General features: G+C 68.9%; 17 protein-coding genes. 8 read left to right on the top strand and 9 right to left on the bottom strand.

The features are described 5' to 3' along the window. Positions 1-24: 24 nt before the first annotated feature. Positions 25-2,250 carry a thioredoxin family protein gene (locus FFI97_RS27855; protein WP_185993733.1) on the bottom strand — a complete coding sequence of 742 codons (2,226 nt, stop codon included), beginning with the start codon at positions 2,248-2,250 and terminating at the stop codon, positions 25-27. 61 nt (positions 2,251-2,311) lie between these two features. After that, positions 2,312-3,085 (bottom strand): alanyl-tRNA editing protein, encoded by a 774-nt coding sequence (locus tag FFI97_RS27850; RefSeq protein ID WP_139701513.1) that lies wholly within the window; start codon positions 3,083-3,085, stop codon positions 2,312-2,314. Between the two features lie 130 nt (positions 3,086-3,215). Between FFI97_RS27850 and FFI97_RS27845 the strand changes: the two genes are divergently transcribed. Then, positions 3,216-4,568 carry a PQQ-dependent sugar dehydrogenase gene (locus tag FFI97_RS27845; RefSeq protein ID WP_139701512.1) on the top strand — a complete coding sequence of 451 codons (1,353 nt, stop codon included), beginning with the start codon at positions 3,216-3,218 and terminating at the stop codon, positions 4,566-4,568. Positions 4,569-4,583: 15 nt separating this feature from the next. Here the strand turns inward: FFI97_RS27845 and FFI97_RS27840 are convergent, their stop codons facing one another. Beyond that, complete coding sequence (locus FFI97_RS27840; protein ID WP_139701511.1) at positions 4,584-5,153, bottom strand: GNAT family N-acetyltransferase; 570 nt, start codon at positions 5,151-5,153, stop codon at positions 4,584-4,586. Between the two features lie 14 nt (positions 5,154-5,167). Continuing rightward, positions 5,168-6,178 carry a zinc-binding alcohol dehydrogenase family protein gene (locus FFI97_RS27835; protein ID WP_139701510.1) on the bottom strand — a complete coding sequence of 337 codons (1,011 nt, stop codon included), beginning with the start codon at positions 6,176-6,178 and terminating at the stop codon, positions 5,168-5,170. A gap of 89 nt (positions 6,179-6,267) precedes the next feature. On the opposite strand from FFI97_RS27835, the gene FFI97_RS27830 reads away from it, so the two are divergent. The 6 genes from FFI97_RS27830 (at position 6,268) to FFI97_RS27805 (ending at position 12,406) form a co-directional block, all read left to right on the top strand. Then, the gene (locus FFI97_RS27830) at positions 6,268-7,173 is read left to right on the top strand and encodes a LysR family transcriptional regulator (RefSeq protein ID WP_139701509.1); all 906 of its coding nucleotides are present in this window, start codon (positions 6,268-6,270) and stop codon (positions 7,171-7,173) included. A 259-nt stretch (positions 7,174-7,432) separates the two neighbouring features. Beyond that, positions 7,433-8,401 carry a TRAP transporter substrate-binding protein gene (locus tag FFI97_RS27825; RefSeq protein ID WP_139701508.1) on the top strand — a complete coding sequence of 323 codons (969 nt, stop codon included), beginning with the start codon at positions 7,433-7,435 and terminating at the stop codon, positions 8,399-8,401. A gap of 6 nt (positions 8,402-8,407) precedes the next feature. Further along, a complete protein-coding gene (locus FFI97_RS27820; RefSeq protein WP_139701507.1) occupies positions 8,408-8,941 on the top strand; it encodes a TRAP transporter small permease in 534 nt (177 codons plus the stop codon). 9 nt (positions 8,942-8,950) lie between these two features. Beyond that, positions 8,951-10,264, top strand: a complete 1,314-nt coding sequence (locus FFI97_RS27815) for a TRAP transporter large permease (protein WP_139701506.1) — start codon at positions 8,951-8,953, stop codon at positions 10,262-10,264. A 4-nt stretch (positions 10,265-10,268) separates the two neighbouring features. Then, entirely contained in the window at positions 10,269-12,092 is a 1,824-nt protein-coding gene (locus FFI97_RS27810) for a hypothetical protein (RefSeq protein WP_260685205.1), read from the top strand. Between the two features lie 26 nt (positions 12,093-12,118). Beyond that, positions 12,119-12,406, top strand: coding sequence for a hypothetical protein (locus tag FFI97_RS27805; RefSeq protein WP_139701505.1), 288 nt, complete (start codon positions 12,119-12,121; stop codon positions 12,404-12,406). A 67-nt stretch (positions 12,407-12,473) separates the two neighbouring features. Here the strand turns inward: FFI97_RS27805 and FFI97_RS27800 are convergent, their stop codons facing one another. From FFI97_RS27800 to pgaA, 5 genes are all read right to left on the bottom strand, one after another. Then, complete coding sequence (locus FFI97_RS27800) at positions 12,474-13,271, bottom strand: SDR family oxidoreductase (RefSeq protein ID WP_139701504.1); 798 nt, start codon at positions 13,269-13,271, stop codon at positions 12,474-12,476. Between the two features lie 119 nt (positions 13,272-13,390). Continuing rightward, on the bottom strand, positions 13,391-13,957 hold the full coding sequence (locus tag FFI97_RS27795; RefSeq protein WP_095743490.1) for a PgaD family protein: 567 nt from the start codon (positions 13,955-13,957) through the stop codon (positions 13,391-13,393). Then, positions 13,947-15,227: a poly-beta-1,6-N-acetyl-D-glucosamine synthase gene (pgaC, locus tag FFI97_RS27790; protein ID WP_139701503.1), complete on the bottom strand. Its 1,281-nt coding sequence runs from the start codon at positions 15,225-15,227 to the stop codon at positions 13,947-13,949. The genes FFI97_RS27795 and pgaC overlap by 11 nt, the downstream gene beginning before the upstream one ends. Next, complete coding sequence (gene pgaB / locus FFI97_RS27785) at positions 15,224-17,290, bottom strand: poly-beta-1,6-N-acetyl-D-glucosamine N-deacetylase PgaB (protein ID WP_139701502.1); 2,067 nt, start codon at positions 17,288-17,290, stop codon at positions 15,224-15,226. Before pgaB ends, pgaC begins: the two co-directional genes overlap by 4 nt. 8 nt (positions 17,291-17,298) lie before the next feature. Beyond that, entirely contained in the window at positions 17,299-19,842 is a 2,544-nt protein-coding gene (pgaA, locus tag FFI97_RS27780) for a poly-beta-1,6 N-acetyl-D-glucosamine export porin PgaA (protein ID WP_185993732.1), read from the bottom strand. A 310-nt stretch (positions 19,843-20,152) separates the two neighbouring features. Between pgaA and FFI97_RS27775 the strand changes: the two genes are divergently transcribed. Further along, positions 20,153-20,989, top strand: a complete 837-nt coding sequence (locus tag FFI97_RS27775) for a creatininase family protein (protein WP_070060276.1) — start codon at positions 20,153-20,155, stop codon at positions 20,987-20,989. Positions 20,990-21,022 lie beyond the last annotated feature (33 nt).

The raw sequence follows: 21,022 nt of genomic DNA, 5'->3' as shown, positions 1-21,022 counted from the left end.
CGTTTCAATTCACTGCATCGGCGCTCAAAGCGCTGCCAACGCGGCGCGCACCTCGTCTTTGCTGAGGATTTCGGTCAGCACGACGGGCGCCTTGCCCGGCGCCTGCAGCACGTACACGGGTACGCCGCTGCGGCCCAGCGCGGTGAGCGCGGCGGTGATGGCGGGGTCGCGGCGGGTCCAGTCGGCGCGCAGCATGGCGACCTGCTTCGTGTCGAAGTCGGCGAGCACCTCGGCGTCGGCCAGCGTGCTCTTCTTGTTGTACTGGCAGGTCACGCACCAGGCGGCGGTGAAGTCGATGAACACGGGCCGGCCCGCGGCCGCCATGTCGCTCACGCGCTGGGCCGACCACGGCTGCCAGCGCTCGCCGTCGTTCGGTGCTGCCGAGGCCAGCTTCGCAGTCGGCTCGGGCACCTGCACGATGTTGCGGCCGATGGTGCCGGCCAGCACGGCGGTGAAGGCGATCATCACGGTGGCGATGACGACGCGCGTGCGTCCGGTCAGCGTGAGCGCCCAGACCACGGCGGCCAGGCACACCAGCAGCGCGAGCAGCGTGCCCGCGCCGTCGATGCCGCTTTGCTGGCCCAGCACCCAGACCAGCCAGGCCACGGTCGCGAACATCGGGAAGGCCAGCAGGCGGCGCAGCGTGTGCATCCACGGGCCCGGCTTGGGCAGCAGGCGCGCCACGGCCGGCACGAAGCCCGCCACCAGGTAGGGCAGCGCCAGGCCCAGGCCCAGCGCGGCGAACAGCAGCAGCGCCTGGGCCGCCGGCAGGCCGATGGCAAAACCGAGCGAGGCGCCCATGAACGGCGCGGTGCAGGGCGAGGCGATCACCACGGCGAGCACGCCGGAAAGGAAGTCGTTGGCCAGCGGATGCTTGGCCTGCGCGCTGCACACCGACTGCGGCGCCGCGCGGCCGAACTCGAACACGCCGGCCAGGTTCAGGCCGAGCAGGGTGAAGAGCGCCGCCAGCGCCGCCACCACGCCGGGCGACTGCAGCTGGAAACCCCAGCCGAGCTGCGCGCCGGCCGCGCGCAGCGCCAGCATGGCGCCGCCCAGCGCGAGGAACGACAGCATCACGCCGCCCGTGTAAGCCAGGCCCGCCTTGCGGTGCGCGCTGGCGTTGCCGGCCTGCCGCGCGAAGCCCAGCACCTTGATCGCGAGGATCGGGAACACGCAGGGCATGAGGTTGAGCAGCAGGCCGCCGAGCAGCGCGCCGAGCAGGGCGACGATGAAGGTGCCGGCGGGCTGGGCCTGCGCAGCGGCAGCAGGGGCCGCCTGGGCCGCGTTGGCGGCCAGCGCCGCCTGCAGCGCGGGCGACACCTCGGCGGCGCGCGGCGCAGCGGTGGCGGCGGGCCAGGTGCCCGACACCGGCGCCTCGGCGCGCCAGGCCACGGGCTGGCCGGCCTGGCGGTCGGCCTCGGCCAGCGCCACCACCACCGGCATGGCGGTGGGGCTTTCGCTGCGCTGGTCGGCCAGCGGCATGGTGGCGGTCCAGGTCGCGCCGTCCCAGGCCTGCGTCCAGTCCTTGCCGGAGACGGCCGCGGTGCGGATCACCTCGGGCGTTTCGGGGAAGAACTCGAGCGTCTTGCCGCGCACGGCGGCGGGCAGGCCTTCGAGGCGCACCTTCAGTTGCTGGCCCTCGACGGCGATAGTGCCGGGCGCACCCAGCGGCTGCGGCTGCGCGGCCTGCGCGGTGTCGAAGGCCGCCTTGTTCAGCGCGGTCGAGCCGCGCGTGGGCAGCGAGAGCGTGAACTCGCCCTCTTCAGGAATGCATTCCTTGCGGCAGACCAGCCAGGAGGCCTGCAGCTTGATGTCCATGGCCGGCGAGCCGCCGGTGAGCGCCACGTCGGGCTTGTAGAGCGTGGAGACCTCGAGCGGCACCGGCAGCAGCACGGTGTTCTCGTAGCCGTAGTTGGCAAGGGTGCCGACGGGGATCTTCTTGGGCACCGGCCAGGCGATCTCGCCGGTCGAGACGCCGGCGGGCAGCGTCCACTTCAGCTCGGTGGGCAGGCCGGAATCGCCGGCGTTCTTCCAGTAGGTGTGCCACTCGGGCTGGTGGGTGATCTGCAGCCCGACCCAGACCGGCGCGCCGGGCGCCACGCCCTGGGGCGCATGGGCGACCAGTTCGGCGCGCACGTGGGGGGTGGTGACCACGGCCCCGGTCTTCGGGGCCAGCTGGGCCGCAGCCGGCATGCAGGCTGCGGCGGTAGCTATCAGAAAAGTAGCGAAAGAGATGCGCGAAAAGGTCATGCCGGTCAGTCGGAGCCAGAGGGCGGGGCGAAGTTCCTGGGGGCCGGGTCTTCCCCGAGGCTCAGGCTGCGGTGGCCGAAGGCCAGCCCAGCACCACGCGCCGGGTGGTCGCGCTCTTCTTCTCGATCTTGGTGACGACCATGGCGCCGATCTCCGCCGTGTTGGCCACGTGCGTGCCGCCGCAGGGCTGGAAATCGATCGACGGCGCGCTGCCGTCTTCGCCCGTGCCGCCGATGCGGATGGTGCGCACCGTGCCCGTGCCGCGCGGCGGCTGCACGCTCATGCTCTTGACCAGCGCGGGGTTGGCGTCGAGCTCGGCGTCGCTGATGGCGCCCACGGTCAGCGGGTGGGCGGCCTCGACCAGCTTGGCAAGGCCCGCGGTGAGCGTTTCCTTGTCGAGCGGGTCGGTGATGTGGAAGTCGATGCGCGCGTACTCGGGCGTGATCGAGCAGCCGTTCACCGGCACCGGCACGAGGTGGCACAGCAGGTGGCTGGCGGTGTGAAAGCGCATCAGCCGGTGGCGGCGCTCCCAGTCGAGGCGGGCGGTGACGGTGTCGCCGGGCGCCAGCGCGGCCAGCAGATCGGCCTGGTCGGGCGCGGGCACGTGGACGAATTCGGCGGTCGGCTGGCCTTCGGCGTCCTTGGCCTTGCGGGTGTCGGCGATGGCGACTTCGCGGCCGTCGGCGAGCACCAGCACGCCGGCGTCGCCGGCCTGCCCGCCGCCCAGCGGATAGAACACGGTGCGGTCCAGCACGATGCCGGTGTCGTCGATGCGCAGGATGCGGGCTTCACAGGTGCGCAGGTAGGCGTCGGCGCGGAACAGGTCGTCGGTCATGCGGCGATGGTAGCGACGATGCGCGAAGGAGGTGCGCGCACGCCGGAAAGCGCCCACGACCGACACGCCCGCGCCGCGCGATTGCGCATGATCCGGCGGTCTGCGGCCGCCCGCCGCGCAAGGAATCCGCATGAACGCATCGCCGCACCTTCCCGTCCGCTTCGCTGTGTCCGCCGCGGCCGTGGCCGCCGTGCTGCTCGTCGCCGGTTGCGGCGAGACCGCCAAGCTCGCGCCCGAGCTCACGACCGGCCCCCGGCCGCAGCTGGCCGACCCGAACAAGACGCTGATCCCCACCGTCAACGTGGCGCCCGCCGTCGGCTGGACCGACACCGCCGCGCCCACCCCCGCCGAAGGCCTGCGCGTCACGGCGCTGGCGCGCGGGCTGGACCACCCGCGCTGGGTCTACACCCTGCCCAACGGCGACGTGCTGGTGGCCGAGAGCAACAAGCCGCCCAAGCCCGAAGGCAGCGGCGCCGGCGGCCCGGTCGCCAAGGTGCGCAACTGGGTCATGGGCAAGGTCATGGGCCGCGCGGGCGCCGGCGTGCCCAGCGCCAACCGCATCACCCTGCTGCGCGACGCCGACGGCGACGGCCTGGCCGAGGTGAAGCAGGTGTTCCTGGCGAACCTCAGCTCGCCCTACGGCATGGCGCTGGTCGGCAACGAGCTCTTCATCGCCAACGCCGACGCGCTCGTGAAGGTGCCCTACACCGAGGGCCAGACCTCGGTCAGCGCCACGCCCACCATGGTGACGGCGCTGCCCGCCGGTATCAACCACCACTGGACCAAGAACGTCATCGCCAGCGCCGACGGCAGCAAGCTGTACGTCACGGTCGGCTCCAACAGCAACATCGGCGAGAACGGCATGGCGGCCGAAGAGGGCCGCGCCGCGATCTGGGAGGTCGATGCAAAGAGCGGCGAGAAGCGCCTGTTCGCCAGCGGCCTGCGCAACCCCAACGGCCTGGGCTGGGAGCCCGAGACGAACGTGCTGTGGACCGTGGTGAACGAGCGCGACGAGATCGGCAGCGACCTCGTGCCCGACTACCTCACCTCGGTGAAAGAGGGCGCCTTCTACGGCTGGCCCTGGAGCTACTGGGGCGGCGTGGTCGATGCACGCGTCACGCCGCAACAGCCCGAGCGGGTGGCCAAGGCGCTGGCGCCCGACTACGCGCTGGGCGCGCACGTCGCGCCGCTGGGGCTGGTGTTCTCGCACGCGCGCGGCATGCCGCCCGAGTTCGCGAACGGCGCCTTCATCGGCGAGCACGGCTCGTGGAACCGCAAGCCCAAGTCGGGCTACAAGGTGGTGTTCGTGCCCTTCATCGGCGGCAAGCCGAGCGGGCCGCCGGTCGACGTCCTCACGGGCTTTCTGAGCGCCGACGAAAAGGCCCACGGCCGGCCCGTGGGCGTGGCGCTCGACAAGAGCGGCGCGCTGCTGGTGGCGGACGACGTGGGCAACGCGGTGTGGCGCGTGTCGAAGGCGAAGTAGCCAGGCGCGGTCGTTTCAGCGCTGCGGCCTGGCGATCCGGAACAGCCGGTGGCCGCGCAGCGCATGGCCTTCGGGCACCGCCGGGTGCTCGAAGGCGCCGGCCACGTCCTCGTGCATGCCGATGCGTGCCATCACGGCGGCCGAGCGCAGGTTGCCATTGGCGGTGAACGCCACGATTTCTTCGAGCCCGAGCCGTTCGAAGCCGACCTGCAGCGCGCCGCGCGCGGCCTCGGTCGCGAAGCCCTGGCCCCAGCTGGCGCGCGACAGGCGCCAGCCGATCTCCACGCAGGGCGAGAAAGGCAGCGTGGCCATCGGTACGTTCAGGCCGGTGAAGCCGATGAATTCGCCCGTGTCCTTGCGCTCGACAGCCCAGAAGCCCCAGCCCTTCTGCGCGATGAGCGCCCGGGCACGGTGGGCCGCTGCGTCGCTCTCGGCGCGCGTGGGCAAGGGCAGCAGGAACTCCATCACCTGCGGGTCGCAGGCCAGCGCGAAAAATGGCGCGAGATCGCTCTCGCGCCATTGGCGCACCCGCAGGCGCGGGGTGTCGAATTCGATGAGGGGCGGGTGTGTGCTTTCTTCGGTCATGCGACCGATTGTGCTCAGAACCCGGCCAGCACCACTTTGCCCTGCGCCTTGCCGCTCTCGATGAGCGCATGTGCCTTGCGCAGGTTCGCGGCGTTGATGGTGCCGAAGCTCGCATTCGCCGTGGTGCGGATGCGGCCCGCGTCGACCAGCGCGGCCACCTCGGCCAGCAGCTTGCCCTGCTCGGCGATGTCGGGCGTGGTGAAGCGCGAGCGCGTGAACATCATTTCCCAGTGCAGCGAGATGCACTTGGTCTTCAGCGGCATCGCGTCGAGCACCTTCATGTCGTCGATCACGGCGAGCTGGCCCTGGGGCTTGAGGCTTTCGATGAGCTGCGTGTAGTGCTGGTCGGTCTGCGTGAGGCTGGCGACCATGTCGACCTCGCCGATGCCGGCGGCCTTCAGTTCGGCGGCGAGCGGCTTCGAATGGTCGATGACGACGTGCGCGCCGAGCGCCAGGCACCATGCGCGCGTTTCGGCGCGCGAGGCGGTGGCGACCACGCGCAGCTTCGTGAGCTGGCGTGCGAGCTGGATGAGGATGGAGCCCACGCCGCCCGCGCCGCCGGTGATCAGCAGCGTCTGGCCTTCGCCGCCGCCCTTGGGCACCTGGAGGCGGTCGAACAGCAGCTCGTAGGCGGTGATGGTGGTCAGTGGCAATGCGGCGGCCTGGGCGTCGTCGAGGCTCTTCGGTGCGAGGGCGGCGATGCGCTCGTCGACCGCGTGCAACTCCGAATTGGCGCCGGGGCGAATGATGGAGCCTGCGTAGTAGACGCGGTCGCCGACCTTGAAGCCGGTCACGTCGCTGCCGATGGCTTCGACGGTGCCGACTGCGTCCCAGCCCAGCACCTTGGCCTGGCCGGCCTCGGGAGCGGCGTTCTTGCGGACCTTGGTGTCGACCGGGTTGACCGACACGGCCTTCACGCGCACCAGCAGGTCGCGCGCGCCGGGCACGGGGGCGGGGAGCTCGATGTCCTGCAGCGATTCGGGGTTGTCGATGGGGAGGGACTGGTGGTAGCCGACGGCTTTCATGGGAAGAAACCTTCTTTATTGAACGATGGCTGGACTGTAGGATGACAACGTCTGTTTGATAAGGTGGCCTGAATCACCAACACTTTCAAATGAAGATTGAAAATATATCGGACCTGCAGGTGCTCGTGCAGACGGCGCGTGGCGGCACGTTGACGGCGGCGGGGCATGCGCTGGGGATCACGCCCGCCGCGGCCAGTGCGACGTTGAAGCGGCTGGAGGCGCAGTTGGGGGCGCGACTGTTCGAGCGCTCGACGCGGGCGATGCGCTTGACGCCGCAGGGGCAGACGCTGCTCGACTATGCGGTGCGTGCTTTTGAGCTGCTGGATGAAGGGGAGTCGCTGGTCACTGCGGATCGCGGCGAACTCGTCGGCACCTTGCGGGTGGCCTCGCCGTCGGACCTCACGCGCAGCACCTTGCTGCCGTGGTTCGACGAGTTCCTGGCGCTGCATCCGGGGGTGCAGTTGTCGCTCTCTGTCGGGGATCGGCCACTGGACGTGATGCGCGACGAGGTGGATGTGGCGTTGCGCTACGGGGCGCTGGCCGATTCGCGGCTGGTGGCGCGGGCGTTTGCGCTGACGAATCCGGTGCTGACGGCCTCACCGGACTATCTGCGTCGGCATCCCTTGCCTCGGGTTCCGCAGGACCTGCTGCAGCACAACTGCCTGACGTTCAACCGGAGTGGGCGAAGGCATCGGGTGTGGCGGTTTGCGCAGTTGGGGCAGTGGACGGAAGTGCGGGTGAATGGGGATCGGAGTGTGGATGATGCTTCGCTGGCGCGGGAGTGGACTGTGGCGGGGTATGGGATTTCGCTGAAGTCCGCTTTGGATGTCCGTAATGACATTCGGGAAGGTCGTCTTGTGCGGCTGCTGCCTGACTGGGAGACGGAGCCTTATCCGTTGCATGCGCTGTTGCCTAGTGGGCGGTTTGTGCCGGCTCGGGTTCGTGGCTTTGTGGATTTTCTTGCGTTGAAGTTCGAGGGATTGTTGGCCGGATAGGCCTGCTTCTGGCCCCTGATCGACCAGGCCCTACCGCACGGGCCTGTCACCGAGATGTACTTTTCTGTACGTCTCCATGTACTTCCCCACCTTCACGGTTCGGGGTAATCAATAGGTTGTATTGCCCTTCGATCGACGAATAATTGTTCAACAATTTTTCGATCAGATCCGGTTCGGATTCGAGGATTGCACATCGACAGGGCGCATCGCCGTGTCGCGTCACTTGGCAGCTTCACTCCGTTGGAAGGGGATTCCTCCCATGCTCAGAACGTCTTTCATTGCCGCCGCGCTCTCATGCGCTGCAACGCTTGCGGTGGCCCAGACCAAGTGGGACCTGCCCACCGCCTACCCCGCGACCAACTACCACACCGAGAACATCACGCAGTTCGCGAAGGACGTGGACGCGGCCACCGGCGGCAAGCTGAAGATCACGGTGCATGCCAACGCGTCGCTGTTCAAGGCGCCCGAGATCAAGCGCGCCGTGCAAAGCGGCCAGGCCCAGGCCGGCGAGATCCTGCTGGCCAACTACGCCAACGAGAACCCGATCTATGCGCTGGACGGCGTGCCCTTCCTGGCCACCACGTACCCCGAAGCCCGCAAGCTCTACGACGCCTCCAAACCCGCGATGGACAAGCTGCTGGCCGCGCAAGGCATCAAGGTGCTGTTCGTGGTGCCGTGGGCGCCCCAAGGCATCTACACCAAGAAGGAGATCGGCTCGGTGGCCGATCTGCGCGGCATCAAATGGCGTGCCTACAGCCCGGCCACGGCCAAGATCGCCGAGCTCATCGGCGCGCAGCCCGTGCAGATACAGCAGGCCGAACTGAGCGCAGCGATGGCCACCGGCGTGATCGAGAGCTACATGAGCTCGGGCTCCACCGGCTACGACACCAAGACCTTTGAGCACATCAAGAACTTCTACGACACGCAGGCCTGGATTCCGAAGAACGCGATCCTCGTGAACGCCAAGGCCTTCGATGCGCTCGACGCCGCCGGCAAGGCCGCCGTGACCAAGGCCGCGGCCGACGCCGAGGTGCGCGGCTGGAAGGTCGCGCAGGAGAAGAACGATGAGTACAAGCGCCTGCTCGCCGAGCGCGGCATGAAGGTGCACAAGCCTTCGCCCAAGCTGGACACCGACATGCGCCAGGTCGGCGGCATCATGCAGGCCGACTGGCTCAAGGCCGCCGGTGCCGATGGCGCCGCCATCGTCGACGCCTACAAGAAGAAGTAAGCCGCCATGCGCCGCTTTCTTGACCGCCTGTACGACGGTGCAGGCGCCCTGGGTGCGTCCTGCGTCTTCCTGATCTTCGTGCTGATGATCGTGGCCGGCGTGGGCCGCCAGATGAACTGGCACGTGAGCGGGCTCAACGACATCGTGGCCTGGCTGTGCGCAGCCGCTGCCTTCCTGGCGATGGCGCATGCCTTCCGGCATGGTGACTGCGTGCGCGTGACGCTGCTGCTGGACGCGGTGCCGCTGAAAGTGCGGCGCGTGCTGGACGTGATGTGCCTGCTGATCGCGGCGGTGTCGGTGGCTTACCTGACCTACTGGGCCACCAGCTTCACGTACGAAAGCTACGAGTTCGCGGAGATGGCCACGGGGTTGGTGGTCATTCCCATCTGGATTCCGCAGTCGAGCTTCGTGATCGGCTGCTGGATCCTCTTGATCGCCATGCTCGACGAACTGGTGGGCGTGGTGTGCGGCGAGAAGCCCAGCTACCAGCGCGCCATCGAAGAGCGGCACGCCGCCGGCGATTTTTCTTCCGACGTCTGAACGCTCTCCATGCTCGAAACACTGCTCATGGGCGCGTTCTTGCTCGCCATCATGCTTCTCCTGCTCGCCGGCGGCGTCTGGATCGCCATGACCCTGGCCATCGTCGGCTGGGTTGGCCAGGCCTTCTTCACCAACACCCTGCCCGGCAAGAACCTGTTCTCGGCCTTCTGGGAAAGCAACGCGAGCTGGGAGCTGGCGGCGCTGCCGCTGTTCATCTGGATGGGCGAGATCCTGTTCCGCACCAAGCTCAGCGAAGAGATGTTCGAGGGCCTGCGCCCGTGGCTCAACCGCGTGCCCGGCCGGCTCATGCACACCACCATCCTGGGCTGCGGCGTGTTCGGCTCGGTCTCGGGCTCCTCGGCGGCCACCTGCGCCACCATCGCCAAGGTGGCGCTGCCCGAGCTCAAGCGCCGCGGCTACAACGAGAAGCTGGCCATCGGCTCGCTGGCCACCGCCGGCACGCTGGGCATCCTGATCCCGCCCTCGATCACCATGGTGGTGTACGCGGTGGCGGCCGACGCGTCCATCATCCGCATCTTCCTGGCCGGCTTCCTGCCGGGCTTCCTGCTGATGCTGCTGTTCTCGGGCTACATCGGCTGGTGGAGCCTGCGCCATCCGGACCAGGTGCCGCCAGCCGACCCGCCCACCACCTTCATGCAGAAGATCCGGCTGTCGGGCAACCTCATTCCCTGCGCGCTGCTGATCGTGTTCATCGTCTGGGTGCTGGTGGCCGGCTGGGCCACAGCCACCGAGTGCGCGGCCTTCGGGGTGCTGGGCTCGCTGGCCATCGCAGCCTACGGGCGCAGCCTCACCTGGCAGAACTTCAAGGACGGGATCATGGGCGCCACGCGCACCAGCTGCATGATCATGTTCATCCTGGCCGGGGCCGCGTTCCTGACCAAGACCATGGCCTTCACCGGCATCCCGCGCGAGCTGGCCGAGTGGGTCGACAGCATGCACCTGTCGCCCTATGCGCTCATCGGTGCGCTGGTGGTGGTGTACCTGGTGCTGGGCACGGCGCTGGACGGCATCTCGATGATCGTGCTGACCAGCGCCGTGGTGCTGCCGATGATCCAGAAGGCGGGCTTCGACCTGGTCTGGTTCGGCATCTTCATCGTGCTGCTGGTCGAGATCGCCGAGGTCACGCCGCCCGTGGGCTTCAACCTGTTCGTGCTGCAGAACATGACGGGCAAGGACAGCAACGTGATCGCCAAGGCCGCGATTCCGTTCTTCTTCTGCCTCGTGCTGTGCATCGCGCTGATCACGCTCTTCCCGGGCATCGTGACGATGCTTCCGGACCTCGTCATGGGCAAGGAGCGGTGACCGTGTGTCCGACGAGTTCATTTCTCTCGGTTCTGCAAGAGCGATGTCGATCCTTTCAGGGAGAAAACGACGTCTTCACTTGCCGCATTTGCGCGCCCATGAATCAACACACGCTGTACACATCATGAAAAGAAAAACTCGCACGCCACTCCAACTGCTCGCGATCTCCGGTCTCGTTGGGGTCGTTGTCGCCGGCTGTGGCGGCGGCGACGGAGGTGGGGGCCAGTCCCCGATCTTTCCGCTGCCCACCGTCGCGCCGGCGACCGCCGATCCTGCGCCGCCTCCTGTCGTGGACCCGGAGGCTCCGCAGCCGTCGCGCACCGCGCGCTGCGCCGTCGACACCACCGTGCCGGCTTCGTACGAAGAGAGGCGCTTGCCCAACAAGCTCCTGCCCAGCGATGCGTTGAGCTTCTCCGAACAATTGCTGAAGGCCAGCGGCTTCGACAAGTTCGGTCCGGCATTTGCCGAAACGCTTTGCAAGGACGGCTTGTCAGGCGCTGCCAGCTACGACGAGGCTGTCGTCTTGCTCCGGCGTGAGGGGCAGAAACTGTGGCAGGCCGCACTGGACCGTGTGCAAGGACGCGTGGTAGAGGGCCCGCTGTCCAAGAGCGACGATCGCATGCGCTACTGGGCCCGGCTCACCATGACGAAGGCCTTGCGCCAATGGAGACCCGACTTCACGCTGGACGAGGGGCAGCGCGCCGCGCTGGAGCGCGAGTTCGAGCGCGCTTCCCGCGGGCAATACGCGATCGACTTTCCGGAGGGGCCGGGCGTCAAGCGCATTCTCGTCAGCGGATTCGATCCGTTCACTTTGGGAAACCCGGACGCCGTCAGCAACTCCAACGTCCGCATCGGCAATCCGTCCGGGGCCACCATCCTCTCGTTGGACGGCGCCACCCGTACATTGCCCGATGGCTCCAAGGCGGTCATCCGCACCTTCATCCTGCCGGTCAACTATGGGCCGTTCATGGAGGGCATGCAGGAGGACACTCTGGGGCCCTGGTTCAAGCCAGGGCCCAAGCGCGTCGACGCATCGATCACCATGAGCCAGGGACGCGACGCGTTCGATCTCGAGCATTTCAACGGCCGCTATCACCTGGCAACGATCCCCGGAAACGACGACACGTACCCGCCTTGCAAGGAGGCAGGAGGGTATCCCGCCGCGGCGGACTGCGACATCCATCCAACCGCCCGCTGGATGGGGCATGAGTCCAAGCCCTGGCTGCGCGACAGTCCGCCGCAATTCACACAAGCATCGTTGCCGTTCCAGAAAATGATCGATGCCCAGACGGGACAGGGGATCGTCAATCCCGCCACCAAGAAAACAGGAGGATGGGGCGTTCGACGCAATGACCAATACAGCATCAGGCTTTGCACCAAGGCCGCAGCCGATTCGCAAGCGCTGCAAGAAGAGAACGACCTGCGCACGAAACCGCTTAAGGACGCGTTCGAAGCGGCTTGGGCGGTGGCGACGACGGTGAGCGAGCGGATGAGGATCCTGGAAGACTATAAGAAGGCTGTTGCTGCGCTCAATCTTCCTGTTGTCCCGGAGATCAGCCCGATTGAAACCAATTGCGCGTTCTCCGGGAGCGGCGGGACCTACCTGTCGAACGAGAGCGCCTATCGAAACACGTTGCTGCGGGACTTTTACAGGCTCCAGATTCCCGCTGGCCACATTCATACGCCGGTCATGACCATGTTCGGAGCAGGCAGCGGTGGTGCGATCACCGATGCCACATTCGAGAGCTACCGGGACGCCATCGTCGCGCAATCTCGCAACCTGGTGTTTGCCGTCGCCGAAACGCTGACGAGCAGTACAGCGCCATGATCTTCCTCACATTCAGGAGTGCAACCATGAAATTCCCATCTCCGTTTCGCCTCGGGCTTCTTTCGTTCGGGTTCCTTTTCGCCGCTGCGGCGGTCGTGGCTCAACCGTCGGGAGGCTTCTACCTTTTCAAGAACCAGCAAACCGGCCAGAGCATGTGCCTGCAATGGCAGATGAGCCCGGACTGGATCAAACAGGCAGGCCCTTTTGCGGACCATGAATGCAAGGTGCCCGAACAGCCTGCGTCCGCCGAGCAACAAAAGAAGCGAGCGTCCCTGCCGGCAAACCCCCTGGAACTGACCCCGCCAAAGCGGTGATGGGCGGGAGGCGCGATTTCCGTGCATGCCTCGTGTCGGGCGCTGAACGACCGAGGTCTTGCAAAGGTCAGATCATGGGCGTCACCGCCCCATCCATCGCCACGATCGCGCCGGTCACATAGCTTGCCTTCGGCGACGCCAGGAAGAGCACGGTGTTGGCGACTTCCTCGGGCGTCGCGATGCGGCCCAGCGGCAGGCGTGCGGTGGCGCGCTCCAGCGCTTCGTCGGTGTCGATGCCCTGCAGCTTGGCGTCGGCCTTCATGCCTTCCTGCAGCCGCGCGGTCAGCGTGAGGCCGGGGTTCACGGCGTTCACGCGCACGCCTTTGGCGGCGTAGGCGGCGGCCATGCCGGCGCTCACGAGCATGAGCGCGGCGTTGGCGGCACCGCCGGCCATGTGGACGGGGCTCGCAACTTTGCCGCCCTGGCCGATCACGTTGACGATGGCGCCGCGGCCGCGCGTGCCCATGCGCTTCACGACCGGGTCGATCATGTGGATGTAGGTGAAGTACTTGGCGTCCATCGCGTCGTGCCACGCGGCGGGCGTGAGCTCGTCGGGCGGGGTGCGGCGCGCGGCGCCTGCCGAGTTGACGAGCACGTCGACGGGGCCGAAGGCCTGTTCGGCGGCGTCGAGGGCGGCGACGGCGCTGGCGGGGTTCTTGAGGTCGGCGGCGTGCAGGCTGACGCGGCCTTCGGCTTGCGGGAACGCGGCGATCAGCGACTGCTGGCCCTGCTGCAGGTTCTGCAGGTCGCGCGAGACCAGGCTCACGCGCGCGCCTTCGCGCAGGAAGCCCAGCGCGCAGGCCAAGCCGATGCCCTTGCTGCCGCCGGTGATGAGAACGTGCTGGTCCTGGAGCTGGAGGTCCATGTCGGGGTCCTTGGAAGAAGGTGAATCTGTCTGCGGCGCTGCCGCCGCGCGATTGAATCACCGCCCCGAAACCCCTGCAGCGACGCGGCCGAAAGGCCGCGTCGGTTGCCCTGTGCGCGTCAGGCCTTGCGGCGCTTCGCTGGTGCTTCTTCTTCCAGCGCGGCCGGCGCGGTGTCGGTGGCGTCGCGCAGCTGGCCGTGGTGGTCGTGGTGCGCCAGCAGCTGGCGCGTGCGCTGCCAGGTCGACAGGCGCGCGGGCGCGACTTCGATGTACGACGCCAGCGCGAACAGCGACGACTGTTCCTTCTCCGGCGGCGTCTCGCTGCGGTGCTGGCGGCGGCGCAGCGGGCCCATGATCAGCATCGAGGCGAGGATCACGCCGATGACGATGGCGTACAGGCCCAGCAGCTGAAGCACCTCGGGCTGGGAGCGCGCGCCCATCACGTAGGGCCAGGCGTACCAGATGGCGCAGAACCAGATCGCGACCGTGATCGCCGGGCGCAGCACGCGCAGCCACAGGTACATGGCCAGGGTGCGCGCCGGCGAACGGCCATTGCCGAAGGCGTGCAATGGAATGCGCGCGGCGTCGATGATGGGTTCGTCCACCGCGGGTTGGCCCCACGAACGGGTGCGGGGCGGCGGGGCTTCGTGCAGCGCCGGCGAAGAGAGCGGGTTCTCAGGATGCATCAGAAGAAACTCCTCGGTCAGGGCTCGTCCACACCGCGCGCTTGCCGCGACGACGCATCAGAGCGTTGGGAAGGGCGACCACCGTGGTGGCCATCGTGATCGTCCAGAACGCGATCGGGTACCAGATCGTTCCGGCGAAATAGCGCATGAGGTCGCGGTCGTAGCGACGGTCGATCCACAGGCTCAGCAGCATCTGCAGGATGCAGGTCATGGCCAGCAGCGTGCCCTGCCAGTGCGGCAGCAGCGCCGAATGCCAGGCCGACTCGTGCGGCAGGAAGGGGCGGATGAAGCTGATCAGCAGCACCAGCGCCATCGCATAGGCCCACACCACGCTCACCATGTACTCGCTGTAGATGAGCCACAGGCGCCAGCTGCGCAGGCGCAGGATGGACGGCGTGATGCGCAGCATGGTCTGGATGCCGCCGACGGCCCAGCGCAGGCGCTGCTTCCACAGGCCGCGCAGGGTCTCGGGCATGAGGATCCAGCACAGTGCGCGCGGCTCGAAGCGCAGGCGCCAGCCGGCGAGCTGGAGCTTCCAGCTCATGTCGATGTCCTCGGTGAGCACGTCGGGGCTCCAGAAGCCCACCTCGAGCACGGCGCGGCGGCGGAACATGGCCAGCACGCCCGACACCGTGAACAGCGTGCCGATGAGTTGCTGCGAGCGCTTGATGAGGCCGATGATCGACGAGAACTCGCCCACCTGCATGCGCCCCAGCAGCGTGGTGCGCGTGCGGATGCGCGGGTTGCCGGTGACGGCGCCGATGCGATCCGAGGCCAGCATGCGCTTGAGCATCCAGGCGATGGCGTTGGGGTCGACCAGCGCGTCGCCGTCGATGCCCAGGATGTACTCGCCGCGCGCCAGCTGGCAGGCGGTGTTCAGGCCCACGGCCTTGCCCTGGTTGCTGGCGTTGTGGATCACGCGCAGGCGGCTGAACTCCTGCGTCATCTCGTCGAGCAGCTCGCCGGTGCCGTCGGTGCTGCCGTCGTTGACGGCGATCACCTCGTAGTTCGGGTAGCGCGTGCGCATGAGCTGCTCGATCACTTCGCGCAGGTGCGGCGCCTCGTTGAAGCAGGGCACGACCACGGTCACGAGCGGCTGCGAGGGCAGCAGCGGCAGCGGGTCGACCTCGACGTCGCGCTTGCGCTCGAACGACCACGCGTGCGAGAGGCCGCCCGCGATCCACACCCACGCCATGAAGAACGGGTAGTAGAAGACGAAGCCGAAGAGCACCGGCGGAATCAGGTCCACCAGCATCTGGAGCGTGTTCATCGGGGCTTCCCTCCTTCAGGCGGCAGCGTGGCGGCGTCGTGGTTGCGCCGGGGGGCGCGCGACAGCAGCGAACGCACCGAGATCGCGCGGCGCACGGTCTCCAGCGAGGGCTGGTTGTTCAGGAAGTCGTCGGGGTAGTAGCCCAGGTGGCGCACGCCGGCGCGCTGCAGCAAGGTCCACTGGCGCGTGAGCTCGGCGTCGGCCACGGGTTTCCCGGTGCGCCAGTCGCGCGCCTGCAGCTCGAACACGGTGCGGTCCAGGCCGTGCGGCGTGGCGGCCGCGCGCTGCGCCAGGCGGCCCAGCCAGGCGTCGCTGTCGGCTGGGGTGCGGGCCTCCTGCTCCATGCGCGGCATGGCCATCAGGCCGACGTAGTCGTAGGCGGCAAGCGAGGCTTCATAGTTTTGGGCAAACCATTGCTCGGCCTGCGGCTCCAGCACCGGGCGCGCGTAGAGGTTGCGCGCCGTCTCCAGCGCGGGGCGCCAGGTGCCGACGCGTGCCGCGAGTTCGTGCGTGAAGTCGATCAGGTAGCGGGTCTTGGCGGCGGTCCAGCGGGCCATGAGCGCGGGGTCGGCGCGCAGCGCGGCCACGTCGGCCGGCAGGCCCCAGCGGCGGTAGGTGTCGAGCGCGGCGGGGCTGGCGTCCTCGTCGTCCGAGAGCATGGCGTCGTCGTGGAACAGCAGGCCCTCGAAGAAGGTGTGGCGACCCAGGTCTTCGTACAGGTCGCCGACCAGCGTGCGCACGGCCGGGTCGAAGGGCGAGAGCCGGTGGTAGCGGTCGGCCGGCGCGTCGCCCTTGAGCGTGCGCACCGTGTGCGTGGCCAGCGGGTTCGACGCCGGCAGCCGGTAGGCCGTGACGGGCATCCAGGCGTAGACCTTCACGCCGGTGCGGCTGCGCAGCTGCCAGGCGGCGCGGGCGAACAGGTCGGCGCGCATCGGCAGGTGGCGGTTGGGAAAGTACAGCGCGTCGGCCACGCCGTCGCCGTCGGGGTCGGCATAGGCCTGCAGGAACACCGAGCGCGGGCGCACGGCGGCCACGCGCTCGATCAGCGCCGAGAGGTTGCGCTCCTGCTGGGCCGGGTCGGCGTCGTACACGTAGTCCAGGTCGACGTGCATCACGCGGTTGATCGGGCGCACCTCGCCGCCCACCGGGCTGCGCAGCATCTGCACGTAGTCGGGCGCCTCGTTGTCGTAGGCGGCCAGCGCGCGGCGGATGCGGCTGAGCGGAATCTCCTTCGTGTTCGCGCCGTCGTCGAGCGTGAAGGTGATCGGCATGCCCACGCGCGCCGAGGCTTCCAGCGCGGGCGTGTTGTAGGCGCCGTAGGGCCATACGGTGGCGCGCACCTTGGCGCCGGTGCGCTTTTCGATCAGTTCGCGGCTGCGGCGCAGGTCGGTCTCGATGCGGCGCAGGTAGGCGGCGTCGTCCTCGTAGCGGCCGGTCGTCGGGTCGTAGCGGTGCGTGGCCGCGGCGGGCAGCATGTTGCCCTGCGGGTTGGCTTGGATGCCGGTGTGCATCGCGTCGGTGTGGCTCGCGAACTCGACCAGCGGCGAGCGCGCCATCTCGGCGGCTTCGCGCCACAGCAGGAAGTTCTCGCGCGGCGCGGGCTTGTCGCCCCAGTGCACGGGCTGTCCTTCGGGCACCTCGAGCCAGCTCGTCACGAGCGCGAACAGCGCGGGGTAGTTGAAGCGTTGGAGCAGCGGGAACACGTGCGTGTAGGCGCTGCGGTAGCCGTCGTCGAAGGTCAGCAGCACGGGCTGCGAGGGCAGCGGCTTGCCGCCTTTGCGCGCATCGATGATCTGCTGCAGGCTGACCGGGTGGTAGCCGCTGTGGCGCAGCCAGGCGAACACTTCGGCGAGCGTGCGCTCGTCGATGGCGGTTTCGTCGGGCGAGGTCTCGAAGCTGGCGCGCACGTTGGGGCGCACGTCGTGGAACGAGATCACGCGGAAGTCGACGCCGTTGTCGGGGTCGGCGGGCAGCACCGGCGCCGCCAGTACAGGCAACGCCGTCGCCAGCAGCAGCCCGAGCAGGGCCGCGCGCAGCCGGAGGAAGAAGGTGGGGGCTTGCATCACGGACATCACTGCAGGGGCATCGAAAGGTTCAGGAACACGCCGCGCTGTTTTTCGCGCACGCCGTCGTAGGGGTGGCTGCCGAAGGTCAGGCCGTAGCGCAGCGTGAGCTTCTGGCCCAGGGCCCAGCGGTGCTCGTAGCGCACGTTCCACAGCGGGCCGCTGCCGAAGCCGGCCTGCTGGTAGCTGCCGCCGCCGAGTTCCAGCACCTGGAAGAACTGGCGGTCGTCGCTTTTCCAGGTGAGCCACTGGCCGCGCACCGACAGCTGCGCGCTGGCGTCGCGCGAGGGGCTGAAGTAGCGCACGTCCTGCAGGCGGCTGCGGCTGGCATCGACGCCCAGCCGCGTCTCGATCTGGAAGCGCGGCGTGCTGACCCAGCGCTCGCGCCAGCCGAAGTCGAGGCCGTCGCGCAGGTTGCCGTCGCTGAAGTCGAGCCGGCGCCATTGCAGGTCGAAGCGGCGCGACTCGTTGACGACGTAGGCCGCGCTGGCGCCGAACTCGCGCGCGCCGATGGCCTGCGCGCCGAAGGGCACGGCGCGGGCCTTCCAGGGCAGCTCCTTGCTGTCGCCGTCGTAGGTGGCCGACAGGCGCCAGGCGTCGCTGGCGCGGTAGTCGACGCGGCCGGCCACGCTGTTGCGGTAGCGCCCGCTGTTCGCATGCTGCAGCACGCCTTCGGCCAGCCAGCGGCCTTGCTGCCAGCTTGCGCCGATGCCGCCGCGCGCCCACTGGGCCGTGCCTTCGGAGGTGTAGCCGCGGCCCAGCGTCTGCGCGTAGAACACGCGCCATGCGTCGCCGATGAGGCCGGAGCTGAGCCGGCTGTCGACGCGCCATTCGCGGCTGGCCAGCGTGCCGCCGCCGCGCGAACCTTCGGCATCGATCTCGAGCTGCGGGCCGACCAGCGAGCGGCGCTTGCGCGCCATCTCGCGCACTTCGGCGGCGTCGGGCGCATCGGCCTCGAGCGACTCGGCACGGATGCGGGCCGCGCGGAATTCGTCGGCGTCGAGCAGCGCCTCGACATGGCCGGTGCGCACGCTCAGGTCGTCGGGGTGGTCGGCGCTCAGCGCCTCGAAACGCGCCACGGCCGCCTCGGGGTGCTCGCGCAACCGCTCGGTGAGCGCGGCGCCGTAGGCGTAGCCCGCGTTGAGCGGGGCTTCCTGCGTGAGCGTGTTGAAGCGCGGCTGCGCGATCTTCGGGCGGTCGCCGTAAAGCTGCAGCAGCGCACCCAGGCCGCTCACTTCGGAGAACTGGTCGTTGGGGCGGCCGGCTTCCGGCGCCAGCCGCATCAGCACGGGCGTGGCGCTTTCGATGCGCTGGAGCAGCGCCTCGGCGTCGTCGAAGCGGCCGGTGTCCAGGTAGGCGTAGACCAGGCCGAAGTGCAGGCTGTCGGGCATCGGCAGGTCGACGACCGCCTTCTCGAACAGCGGCACGGCATCGGCCGAGCGGCGCTCCTGCGCCAGCGCGCGGGCGGCGGTGCCCAGTGCGTACGGCGGCAACGCGGTGCCGTCGGCACGCAGGCTGTCGTACAGCGCGATGGTGTCGGCGGGGCGGCCGCGCTCCAGCAGCGCCATCATGCGGTCGGACTGCAGCCGCGTGCGCAGCGTGCGCCAGGTGTCGGCGTCCGGCGGGGCGGCCTGCGCGAGCGCGGTGTCGACGCGGGCCAGCGCGGCACTCTGGGCGGCCAGCACCTTGTCGAGGTCGGTGACGCGCGCCGCGCCCAGGCGCTGGTCGCGCGCCTTCACGGCCCAGCGCAGTTGCTGCGCCAGTGCCTGCTGTTCGAGCAGGGCGAGCGTCAGCGGCGCGAGGCTGCCGGGCTGCTTGCGTTCGGCCGCCTGCGCGTCCTCGAACGCAGCGGTGGCACCGCCGTACTCGGCCAGCAGGAAGTCGGCGTCGCGCTGCGCATCGCGGCGCGTGGGTTGCAGCGCGGAGATCTCGCCGTAGGCCGTGAGCGCCTGGAAGGGCTGGCCCTGCGCACGCGCCAGTGCGGCGCGCAGGTCGAGCAGCGCGACGCGGTCGGCGACCTCGGTGGGCGCGGGCTGTGCGAGTGCGCGGTAGAGGGTTTGCGCGCCCGCCGTGTCGCCGCTGGCCAGCCGCCAGAAGGCTTTGTGGATGCGCGGTTCGCGGGCGGCCGGCTGGCGCGCGCGCCAGACCTTGACGGTGTTGCCTTGCAGTGCGATGTCGCCCGTGCGCCGCGCGGCGCCGGCCAGCGGGCCGAGCGCGTAGTCGCCCAGCTCGCCGGGCGGCACCTGGCGGCCCACGGCCACCGCGTCGGCGAAGCGGCCGTCGGCCACCGCGATCGCGATGGCGTCGGACGCCACGCGCCGGCGTTGGTCGTCGGCCAGGGGCGCCTCCAGCCATTGGCGCAGCTGTTGCAGGGCTTGGGCCGGCGTGATGCGACCGGCACGGCGCGCGACGATGAGGGCGTCGTGCTGCGAAGCGTCATACGCCAGCGCGCTGCCCAGGGGGGCGGCCGGCGAGGGCGCGACAGTGGATTCCGCGTACGCGGTGCTGCTTCCGAAGACCAGCACGCACACGATCGGCGGCAAACCCCGCACGGCTCGTGCGAGATGGTGAGGCAATGCCTTGAAGGGCGCGACTTTGCGCCCGGCAACGACGGTGCCTCCATTTTTTTGTGGATGGATGGACACGCTACTCCCTTTTGCGTGAACTCTCCTGGGCCGTGACAAGCCGTGGCGGAAAGTTCGTGAAAAGGGACTCTAGGCCAATTTGTAAACAATAGGACCGAACATCGGGAAAGATGAGAACTAATCGTGAACAGATTCGCGATCAATTCATCCGATGTTGGCAAGTTGTATGCAAGTGTTGCCCCATGCGCCGCCCATGGCCCCGTCCTAAGATCGCGGCATGAACGCACTTCCGGTCTCTTCGCCCCGTTGGCCCCGTTTCTGGTCCCAGTTGACGACGCGCGACTTCGCCGCGCTCGACGCGGCGACCACGGTGGCGGTGCTGCCGCTGGGCGCGACCGAGCAGCACGGCCCGCACCTGCCGCTGGGCGTGGACACCGTGCTGGCCGACGGCATCGTGGCCGCCGCGCTGCCGCTGCTGCCGCCGGAACTGCCGGCGCTGTTCCTGCCGACCCAGCAGATCGGCCTGAGCCCCGAGCACGCGCGCTTCGCGGGCACGCTCACCTTCTCGGCCGAAACGCTGATCCGCATGTGGAACGAGATCGGCGCGGGCGTGGCGCGCGCCGGCGTGAAGAAGCTGGTGCTGTTCAACGCCCACGGCGGCCATGTGGGCGCGATGGACATCGTGGCGCGCGAGCTGCGCGCCGCGCACGGCCTGATCGTCTACAGCGTGAGCTGGTTCAACCTGCCGCTGGGCGATGCGAACGCGCAGTTCAGCGCCCGCGAGCACCGCTTCGGCGTGCACGCGGGCGAGATCGAGACCTCGATGATGCTGGCGCTGACGCCCGCGCTGGTGCGCATGGGCGAGGCGAAGGATTTCAGTTCCACCTCGGAGCAGCGCGCGGCCGACTGCGCGATCCTCGGCAACGGCAAGAGCGCCAAGCTCGGCTGGGCCATGGAGGACTACAACGCGCAGGGGGCGGCCGGCAATGCCGCAGCGGCCACGGCCGAGAAGGGTCAGGCGGTGATCGATGCGGCCGCGCAGCAGTTGGCCTTGCTGCTGGCCGAGGTGTCTCAGCTGCCGTTGAGCACGGCGAACACAGGGCCGCTGCCGTAAGGGCGTAGTTCAGGGCGACGCTCCCGCCGACGC

Source organism: Variovorax sp. KBS0712, from assembly GCF_006323185.2.
In the GTDB taxonomy this organism is placed as follows: domain Bacteria; phylum Pseudomonadota; class Gammaproteobacteria; order Burkholderiales; family Burkholderiaceae_C; genus Variovorax; species Variovorax boronicumulans.
Note: the sequence above shows the minus strand (reverse complement) of the source record. Positions and strands in the feature narration are given on the sequence as shown.

What these genes read in the sequence shown, in the direction of transcription:
- FFI97_RS27815 (WP_139701506.1), top strand. Translation starts at nt 8,951, where the DNA reads ATGCTCGAAACACTGCTCATGGGCGCGTTCTTGCTCGCCATCATGCTT.
- FFI97_RS27835 (WP_139701510.1), bottom strand. Translation starts at nt 6,178, where the DNA reads ATGAAAGCCGTCGGCTACCACCAGTCCCTCCCCATCGACAACCCCGAA.
- FFI97_RS27850 (WP_139701513.1), bottom strand. Translation starts at nt 3,085, where the DNA reads ATGACCGACGACCTGTTCCGCGCCGACGCCTACCTGCGCACCTGTGAA.
- pgaB (WP_139701502.1), bottom strand. Translation starts at nt 17,290, where the DNA reads ATGCAAGCCCCCACCTTCTTCCTCCGGCTGCGCGCGGCCCTGCTCGGG.
- FFI97_RS27825 (WP_139701508.1), top strand. Translation starts at nt 7,433, where the DNA reads ATGCTCAGAACGTCTTTCATTGCCGCCGCGCTCTCATGCGCTGCAACG.
- FFI97_RS27830 (WP_139701509.1), top strand. Translation starts at nt 6,268, where the DNA reads ATGAAGATTGAAAATATATCGGACCTGCAGGTGCTCGTGCAGACGGCG.
- FFI97_RS27840 (WP_139701511.1), bottom strand. Translation starts at nt 5,153, where the DNA reads ATGACCGAAGAAAGCACACACCCGCCCCTCATCGAATTCGACACCCCG.
- FFI97_RS27820 (WP_139701507.1), top strand. Translation starts at nt 8,408, where the DNA reads ATGCGCCGCTTTCTTGACCGCCTGTACGACGGTGCAGGCGCCCTGGGT.
- FFI97_RS27795 (WP_095743490.1), bottom strand. Translation starts at nt 13,957, where the DNA reads ATGCATCCTGAGAACCCGCTCTCTTCGCCGGCGCTGCACGAAGCCCCG.
- FFI97_RS27845 (WP_139701512.1), top strand. Translation starts at nt 3,216, where the DNA reads ATGAACGCATCGCCGCACCTTCCCGTCCGCTTCGCTGTGTCCGCCGCG.
- pgaC (WP_139701503.1), bottom strand. Translation starts at nt 15,227, where the DNA reads ATGAACACGCTCCAGATGCTGGTGGACCTGATTCCGCCGGTGCTCTTC.
- FFI97_RS27800 (WP_139701504.1), bottom strand. Translation starts at nt 13,271, where the DNA reads ATGGACCTCCAGCTCCAGGACCAGCACGTTCTCATCACCGGCGGCAGC.
- FFI97_RS27775 (WP_070060276.1), top strand. Translation starts at nt 20,153, where the DNA reads ATGAACGCACTTCCGGTCTCTTCGCCCCGTTGGCCCCGTTTCTGGTCC.
- FFI97_RS27805 (WP_139701505.1), top strand. Translation starts at nt 12,119, where the DNA reads ATGAAATTCCCATCTCCGTTTCGCCTCGGGCTTCTTTCGTTCGGGTTC.
- FFI97_RS27855 (WP_185993733.1), bottom strand. Translation starts at nt 2,250, where the DNA reads ATGACCTTTTCGCGCATCTCTTTCGCTACTTTTCTGATAGCTACCGCC.